Origin of the sequence: Streptomyces sp. NBC_01214 (assembly GCF_026340975.1) — a bacterium.
In the GTDB taxonomy this organism is placed as follows: Bacteria; Actinomycetota; Actinomycetes; order Streptomycetales; family Streptomycetaceae; genus Streptomyces.
Genome location: NZ_JAPEOS010000002.1, coordinates 910,485 through 925,262, shown reverse-complemented (window position 1 = coordinate 925,262; position 14,778 = coordinate 910,485). Strand labels below are relative to the sequence as shown.

The 14,778-nt window shown below is 71.6% G+C and carries 15 protein-coding genes and 1 riboswitch; of the genes, 5 read left to right on the top strand and 10 right to left on the bottom strand.

Annotation, left to right across the window (positions count from 1 at the left end; all coding sequences use genetic code 11):
* Positions 1-33 precede the first annotated feature (33 nt).
* The gene (locus OG594_RS29205) at positions 34-618 is read right to left on the bottom strand and encodes a Uma2 family endonuclease (RefSeq protein ID WP_266604750.1); all 585 of its coding nucleotides are present in this window, start codon (positions 616-618) and stop codon (positions 34-36) included.
* A 78-nt stretch (positions 619-696) separates the two neighbouring features.
* Between OG594_RS29205 and OG594_RS29200 the strand changes: the two genes are divergently transcribed.
* From OG594_RS29200 to OG594_RS29190, 3 genes are all read left to right on the top strand, one after another.
* Positions 697-1,194 carry a GNAT family N-acetyltransferase gene (locus tag OG594_RS29200; RefSeq protein ID WP_266604748.1) on the top strand — a complete coding sequence of 166 codons (498 nt, stop codon included), beginning with the start codon at positions 697-699 and terminating at the stop codon, positions 1,192-1,194.
* A 44-nt stretch (positions 1,195-1,238) separates the two neighbouring features.
* Positions 1,239-1,368, top strand: a riboswitch (cobalamin riboswitch).
* Positions 1,369-1,510: 142 nt separating this feature from the next.
* Positions 1,511-3,889, top strand: coding sequence for a ribonucleoside-diphosphate reductase subunit alpha (locus tag OG594_RS29195; RefSeq protein WP_030011779.1), 2,379 nt, complete (start codon positions 1,511-1,513; stop codon positions 3,887-3,889).
* A complete protein-coding gene (locus OG594_RS29190) occupies positions 3,889-4,905 on the top strand; it encodes a ribonucleotide-diphosphate reductase subunit beta (RefSeq protein WP_030385960.1) in 1,017 nt (338 codons plus the stop codon). The genes OG594_RS29195 and OG594_RS29190 overlap by 1 nt, the downstream gene beginning before the upstream one ends.
* A 90-nt stretch (positions 4,906-4,995) precedes the next feature.
* On the opposite strand, the gene OG594_RS29185 is transcribed toward OG594_RS29190, so the two are convergent.
* Complete coding sequence (locus OG594_RS29185) at positions 4,996-5,223, bottom strand: hypothetical protein (protein ID WP_266604744.1); 228 nt, start codon at positions 5,221-5,223, stop codon at positions 4,996-4,998.
* An 81-nt stretch (positions 5,224-5,304) separates the two neighbouring features.
* On the opposite strand from OG594_RS29185, the gene OG594_RS29180 reads away from it, so the two are divergent.
* Entirely contained in the window at positions 5,305-6,270 is a 966-nt protein-coding gene (locus tag OG594_RS29180; RefSeq protein WP_266604742.1) for a helix-turn-helix domain-containing protein, read from the top strand.
* Positions 6,271-6,435: 165 nt separating this feature from the next.
* Here the strand turns inward: OG594_RS29180 and def are convergent, their stop codons facing one another.
* From def to OG594_RS29140, 8 genes are all read right to left on the bottom strand, one after another.
* Positions 6,436-7,071: a peptide deformylase gene (gene def, locus OG594_RS29175; protein WP_266604740.1), complete on the bottom strand. Its 636-nt coding sequence runs from the start codon at positions 7,069-7,071 to the stop codon at positions 6,436-6,438.
* A gap of 82 nt (positions 7,072-7,153) precedes the next feature.
* Entirely contained in the window at positions 7,154-8,143 is a 990-nt protein-coding gene (locus OG594_RS29170) for a hypothetical protein (protein WP_030011692.1), read from the bottom strand.
* 131 nt (positions 8,144-8,274) lie between these two features.
* Positions 8,275-9,525 carry an HD-GYP domain-containing protein gene (locus tag OG594_RS29165; RefSeq protein ID WP_266604737.1) on the bottom strand — a complete coding sequence of 417 codons (1,251 nt, stop codon included), beginning with the start codon at positions 9,523-9,525 and terminating at the stop codon, positions 8,275-8,277.
* Positions 9,522-11,018, bottom strand: coding sequence for an HD-GYP domain-containing protein (locus OG594_RS29160; RefSeq protein WP_266604735.1), 1,497 nt, complete (start codon positions 11,016-11,018; stop codon positions 9,522-9,524). The genes OG594_RS29165 and OG594_RS29160 overlap by 4 nt, the downstream gene beginning before the upstream one ends.
* 201 nt (positions 11,019-11,219) lie before the next feature.
* A complete protein-coding gene (gene rsrA, locus OG594_RS29155) occupies positions 11,220-11,525 on the bottom strand; it encodes a mycothiol system anti-sigma-R factor (protein ID WP_266604733.1) in 306 nt (101 codons plus the stop codon).
* Positions 11,522-12,166 (bottom strand): sigma-70 family RNA polymerase sigma factor, encoded by a 645-nt coding sequence (locus OG594_RS29150; protein WP_030012983.1) that lies wholly within the window; start codon positions 12,164-12,166, stop codon positions 11,522-11,524. The genes rsrA and OG594_RS29150 overlap by 4 nt, the downstream gene beginning before the upstream one ends.
* Positions 12,167-12,454: 288 nt before the next feature.
* Positions 12,455-13,105 (bottom strand): alpha/beta family hydrolase, encoded by a 651-nt coding sequence (locus OG594_RS29145; RefSeq protein ID WP_266604731.1) that lies wholly within the window; start codon positions 13,103-13,105, stop codon positions 12,455-12,457.
* 19 nt (positions 13,106-13,124) lie between these two features.
* Positions 13,125-13,943 carry an SOS response-associated peptidase gene (locus OG594_RS29140; protein WP_266604729.1) on the bottom strand — a complete coding sequence of 273 codons (819 nt, stop codon included), beginning with the start codon at positions 13,941-13,943 and terminating at the stop codon, positions 13,125-13,127.
* A 79-nt stretch (positions 13,944-14,022) separates the two neighbouring features.
* Here OG594_RS29140 and OG594_RS29135 point away from each other — a divergent pair, with 79 nt between their 5' ends.
* Complete coding sequence (locus tag OG594_RS29135; protein ID WP_266604728.1) at positions 14,023-14,736, top strand: M50 family metallopeptidase; 714 nt, start codon at positions 14,023-14,025, stop codon at positions 14,734-14,736.
* The last annotated feature ends 42 nt before the right edge of the window (positions 14,737-14,778 follow it).

Here is a 14,778-nt window from a genome sequence, read left to right as displayed (position 1 = left end):
GCCGCATCCCGCGGCGGGGCCCTTCTGCGCTCCTCAGCGCACCCAATCCTTGAGGGGCTCGGTCTGAAGGGTGATACCGACGGGGTCGGGGAGATGAACGTCCTTGCCGAAGGGAACGGTGCGGACTGTCTCGTACCGCCGCCCGTCCGGCTCGCTGTGGACAGAGACCTCACAGCTGTCCCTGTCGATCAAGAGGTAGATCGGAATGCCGGTCTCGGCGAAAGCCCGAGGCTTCTCGACGCGGTCGCGCCGGTCGGTGTCGGAATCGTAGGAGGTGATCTCGACGACCATCAGGACAGGGTCCGGGGCGACCCATTCGCCTTGCGCCTTCATAAAACCACTCGGCGCCAGAACGCCATCAGGCCTGGCGCGCCCTTCGCGATACTGCTGCACTCTCAATCCCTGCTCGCCGTAAAGGAACAGGTCGGGCCGGTGCTGGATGCAGATACGCAAGAGCCACTCGATGATCAGTCCGTGGTCCCCGTCCGGCACTGCCTTGACCCCCAGCTTCCCGTCGATGAATTCCAACCGCAGCCCCTCCACTTCTCTGGCGCCTATACGCGCGAGGGTCTCGAACTCCTCGGTCAGCATGTGGGGGCGGTCAGTCATCACGGTCATGCCTCGCTCACCTTCCTCGACGGTGCTGTCTCCGACGATAGCGCCGCCCGCCGCCAGGCGTCCTGCACACTCGACCGCATGGAGATGGTGATCAGAACGGCGCTGCCCGCCGATTACGCGGAGCTGGGCGAGATCACGGCGCAGGCCTACCTCGCCGACGGACATCTGGACTTCAACGAGGACGACGCCTACCTGAACGTGCTGCGCGACGTGGCCGGCCGGGCCGCCCGGGCCGAGGTGCTCGTCGCCGAGCGGGACGGATCGCTGCTCGGCGGTGTGACCTTCGCCGCTCCGGGCAGTCCGCTCGCCGACGTCGCGGCCCCCGACGAGGCGGAGTTCCGGATGCTCGCGGTGGCCCACGAGGCGCGCGGCCAGGGCGCCGGCGAGGCCCTGGTGCGGGCCTGCATCGAGCGGGCGCGGGCCGTGGAGGGCGTGACCGGCCTGGTCCTGTCCACCCAGCGCAGCATGGCCGGGGCCCATCGGATCTACGCGCGCCTGGGCTTCGTACGCACTCCGGAGCGGGATTGGGCGCCGATCGAGGGCCTGACACTCCTCACTTACCGGCTCAAGCTGTAGCCACGCCGACACTACATGTGGGGGTTACCGCACAGGGCCGCCCCCACATGTATGCTCATGCCTGCTGTCGCCGCAGGGGAATCCGGTGCGAATCCGGAACTGTCCCGCAACGGTATGAAGTGTCCGGCTACCGGACGCCAAGTCCGATGACCTGCCGACAGCGCGCCCGGCTCGACCGAACCGGGTGCCGATTCGTCCGGGCCTCGCGGTTGGGCCGGTGGATGCCATGCGGGGTACGCGTTTTCGTCGCGCCCGCGTGCGCCCGCTCGCGCCCCGCCTCGCCGATGACCGGGCCGAGCGAGGGAGAGCTCCCGCCGTGACCATCGCGCCTTCCGCACCGCGCGCCGAGTCCACTTCTGGCGACAACACCGAGGGCCCGGGGGCCACGCTGCTGCGTACCCTCACCGAACTTACGGCGGACCTCCCCGACACCGACCCCGGCCGGGTCGCCGCCTCCGCGCTGCGCGGCCGCAGCTCCGCCGCCGACGACGCCGAACTGCGCGGCTTGGCCACGGAGGCCGCCGCCGGTCTGATCTCCGAGGACCCGGCCTACTCCCGGCTCGCTGCCCGCCTGCTGACGCTGGCCGTGCGCGACGAGGCCGCGAGCCAGGGCTCCACCTCCTTCTCGGCCTCCGTCGAGGTCGGCCACCGCGAGGGCCTCATCGCCGACCGCACGGCCGAGTTCGTCCGCACCCACGCGGCCCGGCTCGACTCGCTGGTCGAGCTGACCCTCGCCGAGGGCGCCGACGACCGCTTCGGCTTCTTCGGCCTGCGCACCCTGCACAGCCGCTACCTGCTGCGCCACCCGATCACCCGTCAGGTCATCGAGACCCCGCAGTACTTCATGCTGCGCGTGGCCTGCGGCCTGGCCGCCGACGAGAGCGTCCAGGCCGTGGAGGAAGTGGCCTCCCTGTACCGGCTGATGAGCCGGCTGGACTACCTGCCGTCCTCCCCCACGCTCTTCAACTCCGGCACCCGGCACCCGCAGATGTCCTCCTGCTACCTGCTGGACTCCCCGCTGGACGAGCTCGACTCGATCTACGACCGCTACCACCAGGTCGCCCGCCTCTCCAAGCACGCCGGCGGCATCGGCCTCTCGTACTCCCGCATCCGCGCCCGCGGTTCGCTGATCCGCGGCACCAACGGCCACTCCAACGGCATCGTGCCGTTCCTGAAGACCCTCGACGCCTCCGTCGCCGCCGTGAACCAGGGTGGCCGCCGCAAGGGCGCCGCCGCCGTCTACCTGGAGACCTGGCACGCGGACATCGAGGAGTTCCTGGAGCTCCGCGACAACACCGGTGAGGACCAGCGCCGCACCCACAACCTGAACCTCGCCCACTGGGTGCCGGACGAGTTCATGCGCCGCGTGAACGCCGACGCCGACTGGTCGCTGTTCTCCCCGGCCGACGTGCCCGAGCTGGTCGACCTGTGGGGCGACGACTTCGACGCCGCCTACCGCAAGGCCGAGGCGGACGGCCTGGCCCGCAAGACCATGCCCGCCCGCGACCTGTACGGCCGGATGATGCGCACCCTCGCGCAGACCGGCCAGGGCTGGATGACGTTCAAGGACGCCTCCAACCGCACGGCGAACCAGACCGCCGAGCCGGGCACCGTCGTGCACTCCTCGAACCTGTGCACCGAGATCATCGAGGTCACCAACGACGGCGAGACGGCCGTCTGCAACCTCGGCTCGGTCAACCTGGGCGCCTTCGTCGTGGACGGCGAGATCGACTGGGAGCGGATCGACGAGACCGTCCGCACCGCCGTCACCTTCCTCGACCGCGTGGTGGACATCAACTTCTACCCGACCGAGCAGGCCGGCCGCTCCAACGCCCGCTGGCGCCCGGTGGGCCTGGGCGCGATGGGTCTCCAGGACGTCTTCTTCAAGCTGAAGCTGCCCTTCGACTCCCCCGAGGCGAAGGCCCTGTCCACCAAGCTCTCCGAGCGCATCATGCTGGCCGCCTACGAGGCCTCCTGCGACCTCGCCGAGCGCAGCGGCCCGCTCCCGGCCTGGGAGCAGACCCGTACCGCCCGCGGCGTCCTGCACCCGGACCACTACGACGTCGAGCTGAACTGGCCGGAGCGCTGGGACGCGCTGCGCACCCGCGTCGCCGAGACCGGCATGCGCAACTCCCTGCTCCTCGCCATCGCCCCGACGGCCACGATCGCCTCGATCGCCGGCGTGTACGAGTGCATCGAGCCGCAGGTCTCCAACCTCTTCAAGCGCGAGACGCTCAGCGGTGAGTTCCTCCAGGTGAACGGCTACCTGGTGGAGGAGCTGAAGCAGCTCGGCGTGTGGGACGCCCAGACCCGCGAGGCGCTGCGCGACTCCTCCGGCTCGGTCCAGGGCTTCGGCTGGATCCCGGCCGAGGTCCGCGAGCTGTACCGCACGGCGTGGGAGATCCCGCAGCGCGGTCTGATCGACATGGCGGCCGCCCGTACGCCGTTCCTGGACCAGTCGCAGTCGCTGAACCTGTTCCTGGAGACGCCCACCATCGGCAAGCTCAGCTCGATGTACGCGTACGCCTGGAAGCAGGGTCTGAAGACCACCTACTACCTGCGCTCGCGCCCGGCGACGAAGATCGCCCGTGCCGCGCAGGCGGCCACCCCCGTCGAGCTGCCGCAGGCGGTCGCCGACGCCGAGGCGCTGGCCTGCTCCCTTGAGAACCCCGAGTCCTGCGAGGCCTGCCAGTAATGAGCTCCAACGACAACAAGAACCTCCTGGACCCGGGCTTCGAGCTCACGCTCCGCCCGATGCGCTACCCCGACTTCTACGAGCGCTACCGGGACGCGATCAAGAACACCTGGACCGTCGAGGAGGTCGACCTCCACTCGGACGTCGCGGACCTCGCGAAGCTGACGCCGTCCGAGCAGCACATGATCGGCCGACTGGTCGCGTTCTTCGCGACGGGCGACTCGATCGTCTCGAACAACCTGGTGCTGACGCTCTACAAGCACATCAACTCCCCGGAGGCGCGCCTGTACCTGTCGCGCCAGCTGTTCGAGGAGGCCGTGCACGTCCAGTTCTACCTGACGCTGCTCGACACCTACCTGCCCGACCCGGACGACCGGGCGGCCGCCTTCGACGCGGTCGAGGAGATCCCCTCCATCCGCGAGAAGGCGCAGTTCTGCTTCAAGTGGATGGACTCGGTCGAGAAGATCGACCGGCTGGAGACGGCCGCCGACCGCCGCCGCTTCCTGCTGAACCTGATCTGCTTCGCGGCGTGCATCGAGGGCCTGTTCTTCTACGGCGCCTTCGCCTACGTGTACTGGTTCCGCTCGCGCGGTCTGCTGCACGGCCTGGCCACCGGCACCAACTGGGTCTTCCGCGACGAGACCATGCACATGAACTTCGCCTTCGAGGTCGTGGACACGGTCCGCAAGGAGGAGCCGGAGCTCTTCGACGACGCCCTCCAGCAGCAGGTCACCGACATGCTCAAGGAGGCCGTGGAGGCGGAGCTGCAGTTCGGCCGCGACCTGTGCGGTGACGGCCTGCCGGGCATGAACACCGAGTCGATGCGCGAGTATCTGGAGTGCGTCGCGGACCAGCGCCTGGTCCGTCTGGGCTTCCCGCCGGTGTACGGCTCGCAGAACCCGTTCTCCTTCATGGAGCTGCAGGGCGTGCAGGAGCTGACGAACTTCTTCGAGCGCCGTCCGTCGGCCTACCAGGTCGCGGTCGAGGGCACCGTGGACCTGGACGAGGACTTCTAGTACGTCACGTACTCCGAGGAGTTCCGGGGAGTGACCGGGGAGCCGGGATGCGGGAGTTTCCGTGTCCCGGCTTCTCGCGTTCCCCGGTGTTCAGTGGGCGATGGGGCCCCAGTACCGCCGGGCGGAGGGACGGAACGTACGCCGGCGCGGGGTGGGCGGGAGGCCGCCCGCACGCTGGCGGGGGAGCCACACGAGCCGGGTCGCGACGGCCCGCAGCTGCTGGTCGATCCGCCGGTCGCGCAGGATCCCGTACAGGCTGGGCCCGAGCAGGAGGGCGGCGATGGCGAGGACGGCGAGGTAGTTCACGAAGGTGTTCATAGCTCTACTGTCCGCCTGATCGCCCATGATCGACAGTGGCAGTACTGTCATAGAAGACCGAATTACTGCCACACTGGGGTCATGCTGACCAACGTGGCCGTGGCCCTCGTCGACGGAGTCGCCCCCTTCGAGCTGGGGATCTTCTGCGAGGTGTTCGGAATCGATCGCAGTGACATGGGCGTACCGGTGTACGACTTCGCCGTGTGCGCGGCGGAGGAGGGCCCCCTGAGCGTGGGCGGGGGCGCCTTCGGCATCACCCCTGCGCACGGGCTGGAGCGGCTGGAGGAGGCCGACCTCGTCTGTCTACCGGCCGCCAGTGACGCCGGCGTGCGCATCTACCCCGAGCCCCTGCTGGCGGCCCTGCGCCGGGCCGTGGACCGGGGCGCGCGGGTCCTCAGCGTGTGCAGCGGGGCCTACATCCTCGGCGCCGCCGGGCTGCTGGACGGCCGCCGGTGCACCACGCACTGGATGCACGCCGCGGCCCTGACCCGCCGCTTCCCGCGGGCCGTCGTCGACCCGGACGTGCTCTACGTGGACGAGGGCGCGGTGATCACGGCCGCCGGCACGGCCTCCGGCATCGACGCGTGCCTGCACGTGGTCCGCCAGGAACACGGGGCCGAGGTGGCCAACATCATCGCGCGCAGGATGGTCGTACCGCCGCACCGGGACGGCGGGCAGGCCCAGTTCATCCAGCGACCGTTGCCGCGCACGGCCTGTGACACGGTGGGCGAGGTGATCGAGTGGATGGCCCGCCACCTGGGCGAGGAGATCACCGTCGAGCAGCTCGCGGAGCGCGCGCACATGTCCCCGCGGACCTTCGCCCGCCGCTTCCTCCAGGAGACCGGCACCACCCCGTACAAGTGGGTGCTGCGCCAGCGGGTCCTGCTGGCGCAGGAACTGCTGGAGTCGACCGGCGAGACGGTGGACGCGATCGCCGGCCGCTGCGGATTCGGCAACGCGGCCGCCCTGCGCCACCACTTCCTGCGGACCCTGGGCACCACCCCGAACTCGTTCCGGCGCGCTTTCCGGGGCCCGCAGGCCGCCTAGGACGGCCCGGGCCGTCTTGGGCCCCGTCGTCAAAGTCCCGTCGGACCCGCGACGCCCGGCACCGCACCCGATCCCCCAGACTCCGTCCGGGGGGACCCCCAGGTTCTCGGGGCGCCCGAGCACGCGGCGTTACCGACGCCACTTTGACGACAGGACCTGGGCGGATCAGGCGTTGGGGACGGTCTCGTAGCGCGGGGTGCCCTCTTCCATCTGCCGCAGGGCGTCCTTGCGGTCGCGCTTGGAGAGGCGGTCGATGTAGAGGTAGCCGTACAGGTGGTCGGTCTCGTGCTGCAGGCAGCGGGCGAAGTAGCCGGTGCCGCGCACCTTGATCGGGTTGCCCTGCGCGTCCTGGCCCTCGACCTCGGCGTAGTCCGGGCGGGCCAGCGAGGCGTACGCGGTCGGGACCGACAGGCAGCCCTCGTTCGAGTCGTCCAGCACCCGCGCGCCGGCCGGCAGCTCGATCAGCTTCGGGTTGACGACGACACCGGTGTGCCGCTTGCCGTCGTCGTCCGGGCAGTCGTAGACGAAGACCTTGGCGTCCACGCCGATCTGGTTCGCGGCCAGGCCCACGCCCTCGGCGGCCTTCTGGCTGGCGAACATGTCGTCGATCAGCTGCGCCAGCTCGTCGCCGAACTCGGTGACGTCCTTGCACTCCCGGTGCAGGACCGGGTTGCCGACCACCGTGATCGGACGGGCCGTACCGCGCTGACGGTGGGCGAGCTCGCGCGCCTCACAGTCCTCGGTGTCCACGACGTACCCGTCGTTCACGCTCTCGACAACCTCGTTCTCCTGCTGCGCCATGTCCGCCGTACGCCTTCCGTAAGTCCCGGTCACCGATGGTCGTGGTGGCCACCGATGTGCCCGTACAGCCTACGGCCCCGGGTCAGCAGACTTCTTCGAGATCCCGCCACTCCCTGGTGCCCGGACTGTCCGCGACCCAGCCGTCGAGCAGTCCGCGCACCAGACCGGCCGGTGCCGCGATGCCGCACTCGCGCTCGGGGACCCACAGGGAGCCGGAGCCGGCCGTACGGTGCCCGAGCGGTCCGGGGTGGCCCGGCTCGCTGTGGTCGTGCGGATCGAGGTGCTGCTCGCCGTCGCCCTCGTCGCTCGGCATTTCGCTCTCCGAGCAGGTCCGGCACAGCAGCCGCACCGACGAGGACCAGTCCTCGGCGGCGAATCCGGCGTCCGAAGCCAGCTGCTCCAGCGCGTCGCGGTCCGCCTCGGTGGCCGCCTCCAGCAGCACCACCCAGGTCGGCACCGGGGACGGCGCCCACAGCTCGATCTCGTCGAACACGGGGTACGAGGGCCCGGCGGCGGTCACCCGCTCGCCGTGCGGAACCCCGTCGTGGAGCACGACCTCGCCCCAGCGCCGCCCCGAGGAGGGCAGCGGGATCGACAGGACCTCCAGCCGGGCCGGGTCCAGCCGGCGGCCCCACACCACCTCGGCCTCGCCCTCGGGCGAGAGCCGCACGGCGGCGCTGCCGAGCTCCATCCCGACCGGCTCGCCCGCCCCGGCCGCGTCCCCGGGCACCTTCAGCCCGTACGCCTGCCAGGCCCGCCGGGCCAGCGGCCAGTCCTGCAGCGCGGTGGCGGCGATCCCCACGTTCCACCAGTCCGGGGCGCCCGTCTCACGGTCCAGCAGGGCCACGGCGCGCAACCCGGCGGCCCGCGCCTGCTCCCAGTCGTGCCGGAACTTGTGGAGCAGCGCCAGATTGAACCAGGACTCGGACAGCCAGGGCTCCAGGTCCGCCGCTCTGGTCAGGAGCGCGCCCGCGTCCTCGTACCGCCCGTCGCCGATCAGCGTGAACGCGCGGTCGGTGGCCTGCCGCCACGAGGCGGAGGGCCGATGCCGTACCTTCCCGAAGATCCTCACGATTCCCGCCTGCCTGGGGGCACCTCCCAGCGGTTGCTGGGGGACAACGGTGCAGCCTTGCGGACACTCCTACGGTCCCTCTTACTGGCATCCAACCATGCCCACTCGGACGGCCGCTCATTACCCATGGGTTACCCAGGTGGGACGGGCACCACTCTGCCACGTCCGCCCCTGGCCAGAACCCTTGCCAGGCACTCCACGACCTCCGGCTGGTAATCGTGGCCGGTGCCCAGGCGGAGCCGCTCCAGGGCGGCCAGTGAGCCGCCCGGGTGACGGCTCCCGCCGACCAGATCGTCGTACGCGTTCACCGTACGCACGATCCGGGCCGCCGTGGGCTGCTCGCGGTACGGATCCGCCTGGCGCTCCACCACCACGGCGACCTCGGCGGGCACCCCGGTCTGCCGGGCCACCTCCCCGCCCAGCTCGGCGATCCGGCGGGCCTCCCCGTCGGGCAGCCCGGCCGTGGCCCCGTCCGGGACCGGGTCGACGAGGGAGAGCTGCCCGATGTCGTGCATCAGGGCCGCGTACTCCAGCACCGTGAGCTCCCGCTCCGACAGGCCCAGCTCCCGGCCGACGGCGCAGCTCAGGGCGGCCACCCTGCGGGAGTGGCCCGGCCTGGTGCAGCCGGCGATCTCGGTGGCGCGGGCGAGGGAGGTGATGGTCTGGCGGTAGGTGGTGCGGATCGCGGTGATCCGGTGGAAGGACAGCTGGGTCAACAGCAGGGGCCCGCTGAAGACGGTGACGGCCCACAGGCCCGCGACGGCCGCGCCGAGGGCCATCACGACCCCGGTGGCGCAGATCGCCGAGCCGACGCCGAGCTGGGCGCGCAGTTCGTCGTGCAGCAGCGGGCCGTACGGCCGCCCGGTCCGGGCCCCGGCGAGGGCGGCGGCGAGCACGGCGTCGCACAGGGCGGTGAGGCCGAGGAGGGAGAGCAGGTAGCCGACGAGGTACGGGCCCTGGCCGACCCACTGCTCCAGCCGGCCCGAGTTGTAGAGCGGCTGGAAACAGGCGGCGGCGAAGGCGACCGTGAGCACCCGGCGGGACAGGTGGTCGAGGGCGGGTCCGCGGCCGCGGGCGATGTGCGGGACGATCCCGGCGAGGACGGCCGCGACGACGACCGCGACGGTCTGGAGCACCCCGTGGTGGGTGGGCTGCCCGGCGTTCTGGCCGAGCAGGGCGTAGGCGAGGGCTCCGGCGGAGCCGAGCGGTGCGGGGTGGCGGCCGAGGGGGTCCCGGCGGGCGAGCTCCCCGACGGTGATCAGGGTGGCGAAGGCCAGGGCGGCGCCGGGCTCGGCGAGGCCGTTCCACAGGGTGTGGCCGAGCGCGGCGCCGATGAGCACCCCGGCGGCTCCCCGCACGGTCCACGCGACCGGGGCCCTCATCCGCCCGCCCCGGCACCGGCCGCGTCCGGCCCGGCCCCGCCGGCGGGGCCGGGCACCGCGGGGACCCTGTCCGGCGGCGGGGCCGCTGCGACCGGACGGGAGCCCTGGTCCGGCATCCCGACCAGGACCGAGGGCCCCGGCACCGGCCCCACCGCGGCACTCGCCGGGACCACCTGGAGGTCCTCGTCCGAGGTCACCACCGGGTGCCAGCCGGTCCGGCCGATCGCGTCGACCAGCGCCCGCACCATCGACGGGTCGAACTGCGCCCCCGCACAGCGTTCCAGCTCCGCCAGGGCGACCGGCACCGGCCGGGCCCGGCTGTACGAGCGGGTCGAGGTCATCGCGTCGAAGGCATCGGCCACGGCCACCACCCGGGCCAGTACCGGGATCTGCTCACCGGTCAGCCCGTACGGATAGCCGGAGCCGTCGACGCGCTCGTGGTGGTGCAGGATCGCGGAGCGGGCCTCGCCGAGGAAGCCGATGCCGCGCACCATCTCGTGCCCGTACTCGGGGTGCAGCTCGATGATCCGGCGCTCCTGCGGGGTGAGCGGCCCGTCCTTGCGCAGCAGCCGAGTGGGGACGCCGAGTTTGCCCACGTCGTGCAGGATCCCGGCGATGCGCACCGTCTCCAGCCGGTCCTCCGTCATGCCCAGCTCCCGGGCGATCATCGTGGAGGCCTGGCCGACCCGTTCGCTGTGGCCGCGCGTGTAGCGGTCCTTGATGTCGACGGCCTGGACGAGGGCGCGAATGGTCGCCTGGTGGGCGGTGCGCTCGCGGTGGTACTGGGCGAAGACCCAGCAGGAGATGTACATCGGCAGCAGGACGAGCAGCGCGGCCGGGGGCCCGTAGGGGCTGCGCCACATGACGGCCATCATCAGGCCGGCGAGGCCGTGGACGCAGTGCGGGGCGAGGGAGGAGGCCAGGAGCCCGCGCCAGGCGGTGGCGGCCGGGCGGCGTTCGGCGGCGGCCAGGATGCCGCCGTCGAGGGCGGTGAGCACCAGGCAGAAGGCGACGGCCGCGGCCGTCGCGGGAAGCAGCACGGAGGGGAAGTCGGCCGCTCCTGCGGGGAGCCCGGAGTCGGTGGGGAGCCCGCCGCCGAGGGTGGCCGGGCCGCGCAGCAGCCCGTAGACCCGGCCGGCGACCCAGGCCGCCGTCGCCTGCTGCGCGCCGTGCCACAGGCGGCGCACCCGGGCGGGCCGCTGGATCACGGTGCCCGCGAGTCCTCCGGGCAGCGCCACGAGCGCGGCGGCGGCGGGCGGCAGCAGGAAGACGGCGGCGAGCACCACGGGGAAGAAGGAGCCGATGCCCTCGGGCACCCGGCTGCCCAGCGGCGGGCAGACCTTGAGGAGTTCGGAGCCGAGGTAGAGCACGGAGAGCAGGGCCACGGCCGCCCAGGGCGTACCGGAATCCGTGAAGGCGGGGAGGACGCACGCGACGGCCGCGAGAACGGCGCACAGGATGAATCCGCGCGCCCCCGGCGGAAGTGCCCGCATGGCGCTCTCCTCCCCCTGTGCCGTGCACACCGGGTGCCGGATCGAGCCGGCACCGAATGGGGAGAATAGGTGGGGCCGGGAGCGAGGTGGGCCACATTTCCGCATTGGGCCATGCGGACGCCCCCGGATTAGCACATTCGGGTGAATGAACTGCTCTTCCGGGGGCGGGTGTTCCCTCGTCTAGCCGGTCGGCGTCGCGGGTCAGCCGGGCGCGGGATTGTCGGCGGTGACGTCGTGGTCGGGCACCGACTGGCCGGACCTGATCAGTTCGATCCGGCCCATCACCTTCGACCGCAGGTCGGTCGGCACGTCGTCAGACCCGCAGCAGCGCTTTACCAGCTTCTTCACGGCCTGTTCGAGTCCGTACTTCTCCAGGCAGGGATTGCACTCGCCGAAATGCGTCTCGAACTTCGTGCAGTCACTGTCCGGCATCTCCTGGTCGAGGAACTCGTACAGGTGGTCCAGGACCTCAGAGCACTCTGTCTCGTGCGGCTCTCCGCAACTCATGAGTCCGAGCCTTTCCGGTCGTTCGACTCTCCCGCGCCCGCGGGAACCAGCCCGCGCTCACGGGCATAGTCCTCCAGCATTCCGCGGAGTTGACGGCGGCCACGGTGCAGTCGCGACATGACCGTACCGATGGGTGTACCCATGATGTCCGCGATCTCCTTGTACGCAAAGCCCTCTACGTCGGCAAGGTAGACCGCGATGCGGAACTCCTCCGGAATGGCCTGCAGGGCTTCCTTCACGTCCGAATCCGGCAGGTGGTCGAGCGCCTGCGACTCGGCGGAACGCAGTCCGGTCGACATGTGCGACTCGGCGCGCGCCAGCTGCCAGTCCTCGATCTCCTCCGCGGCGCTGCGCTGGGGCTCGCGCTGCTTCTTGCGGTAGGAGTTGATGAAGGTGTTGGTCAGAATGCGGTAGAGCCACGCCTTCAGGTTGGTGCCCTCGCGGAACTGGTGGAAGGACGCGTACGCCTTCGCGTACGTCTCCTGGACCAGGTCCTCGGCGTCGGCCGGATTGCGCGTCATGCGCAGCGCGGCCGAGTACATCTGGTCGAGGTAGCCGAGGGCGTCCCGTTCGAAGCGCGCGTTGCGCTCCAGGGTCGTCTCCTCCGCGTGGCCTTCGTCGGTCCCAGCGACAGGACCCACCTCCTCCGACAGCGTGGCGGCTCCGAAAGCGGATCCGCTCGAATCGGAGAATAGTCGACCTTCCTGGCCCTCCGCCGCCCGAAGCGAGCCGCGCTTCGGTGCCGGCAGCACGGTCCAGTCCAGGTCAGCGGCCTGCCGACGGTTCTGGCTGATGACCTGGGTCATGCGCTCCCTCTCCTCCGACGAGTTCCCCTACGTTCCGACATCCGAGACAACAGAAGGGGCGGGCGGCGCATTCCCGGGCGTCCGGCGGGTTTCCGGCTTTCTCCGGGACGCGGCCGGCGGGCCTCAGACGGAGAGCCGGGCGAGCCACTCCCCCACGGCTTCGGTGATCGTCCGGAGCGCTTCCTCCTGGGTGGTGTCCGCCTTCTTCGGCACCGCGAAGCCGTGATCGGCGTACGCCACCTCCACGAGCTCGTACGGGTCCTGCCCGCCCGGTGGCGGGAATTCCTCGGGCCGCCCGAAGGGGTCCCGGCCGCCCTGGACCACGAGGGCGGGCCGGCCGGCCCCGGTGAGTTCTTCGGCGCGGGACTTCTCCGGCCGGCCCGGCGGGTGCAGCGGGAAGGCCAGCGCCAGCACCCCGGCGGCTCCCAGTTCGGCGGCGGTCCGGCAGGCCACCCGGGCCCCGGCGCTGCGCCCGCCGGCGACCACGGGCAGCCCGGGCTCCGTGAGCGCCGGCCACAGCCCGCGCCAGCCCTCGTCCAGCACCTTGGGCGCGGCGGCGACCTTCTTCCCGGCGACCCGCCAGGGCTGTTCGACCAGGGCCACCGTGATGCCGCGGGCGGGCAGGGCGGCGGCCAGCGCCCCAAGGTCCCGGGCCTCGATGCCGCCGCCGGCGCCGTGGCTCACGGCGAGCACGAGCCTCGGCTCCGGCGCCGGGTGCCAGGTGATGCGGGCTTCGCCCGCCGTGGTGTCGACGCTCTCGGTACGCGTGGTCATGCGTCCCATCCTGCCCGGGTCAAAAGAGGGTGCCCTCCTCCGGCGCGGCCAGTTCCGTCAACAGCTCCGGGCCGTTGTTGCGCACGTTGCTCACGGCGGTCGACACCGGGTAGGCCCGCATCAGCCCGCCGGGCGGCGGGGCGAGCAGCTCCCTCAGCGAGCCCTCGGTGTCGGTGTTCGCCGGGTCCAGCCAGGCGTCCCAGCGGTCCGGGGCCAGCATCAGCGGCATCCGCGGGTGGATGTCGGCGAGCGAGCGCGGCCCTTCGGCGGGGGCCACTGCCAGGGGGCCGGCCTCGGCCTCCGTGGTGATCACCGAGCAGGTGACCCACCAGGAGAGCGGGTGTTCGTCGGGCAGGGTCCGGTCGCGCCAGAACTCGTATATCCCGGCCATGGCGAAGACGGAGCCGTCGGAGGGGAGCACGAAGTAGGGCTGCTTGCGGGCCCGCTTCTTCTTGCCCTCCACCTCCAGCTGCCGCTCGTCGTGGGCGGTGACCCACTCGTAGTAGCCGTCGGCGGGGACGATGCAGCGGCGCTGTGCGAAGGGCCGGCGGAAGGAGGGCTTCTCGTGCAGGGTCTCGGACCGGGCGTTGATCATCCGGGCGGCGCCGTCGGGGTTCTGGGCCCAGGAGGGGACCAGCCCCCATTTCAGGACGCGCAGCTGGCGAACCGGACGCGGGTGCGGGGCGTCTTTGAGGGGACGGTCGAGGACCACGTGGACCTCTTTCGTCGGCGCCACGTTGAAATCGGGGGCCAGGGCCTCCTCCGGCTCCCACTTCTCGATGCCGAAGGCCTCCACCAGGTCCTCGGGCCTACGACTCGCCGCATACCGTCCACACATGGCTGCCACACTGCCATGTCGCCCCCAGCTACCGCTGGGAGGTGCCCCCGGTACACCACCGCAAGGAGTCCGCCACCTTATGGACAGCAGCACGACGGCCGGTCTGTGGGACCGGCTCACGGGCATACAGACCTCGCCCGACCTGTGGTTGGTGATCGTGACGGGGCTCGTCGCAGTGGCTGCGGTGGGTCCCCGCCCGCTGTGGCGGCTTTCGCGCAACGCCGTCACCATCGCGCACGAGGGCGGGCACGGGCTGCTGGCACTGCTGACCGGGCGGCGTCTGAGCGGGATACGGCTGCACTCCGACACCAGCGGGGTCACCGTCAGCCGGGGCCGGCCGACCGGGCTGGGGATGATCTTGACCGCCGCGGGCGGGTACACGGCGCCCTCGCTGCTCGGGCTGGGCGGGGCGGCGCTGCTGTCCGCGCACCGGATCACGCTGCTGCTGTGGGTGGCCACCGCCCTGCTCCTGGCGATGCTGGTGATGATCCGGAACGCGTACGGGGCGCTGACGGTGGTACTGACCGGCGGAACCTTCCTGCTGGTGTCCTGGCTGGCCCCGGCCGAGGTGCAGGCCGGTTTCGCGTACCTGGTGGTGTGGTTCCTGCTGTTCGGCGGGGTCCGGCCGGTCTTCGAGCTGGGGGCCAAGCGCCGGGGCGGCGGGGCCCCCGATTCCGACGCCGACCAGCTCGGCCGGCTCACCCACCTGCACCCGGTGGTGTGGCTGCTCTTCTTCCACGTCGTCGCACTGTGCTCGCTGATCGGCGGGGCCCGCTGGCTGCTCGCCCTGTGACCGCTCCCCGAGACGGGACCGGGATCAAGATCTGGGGTCGGG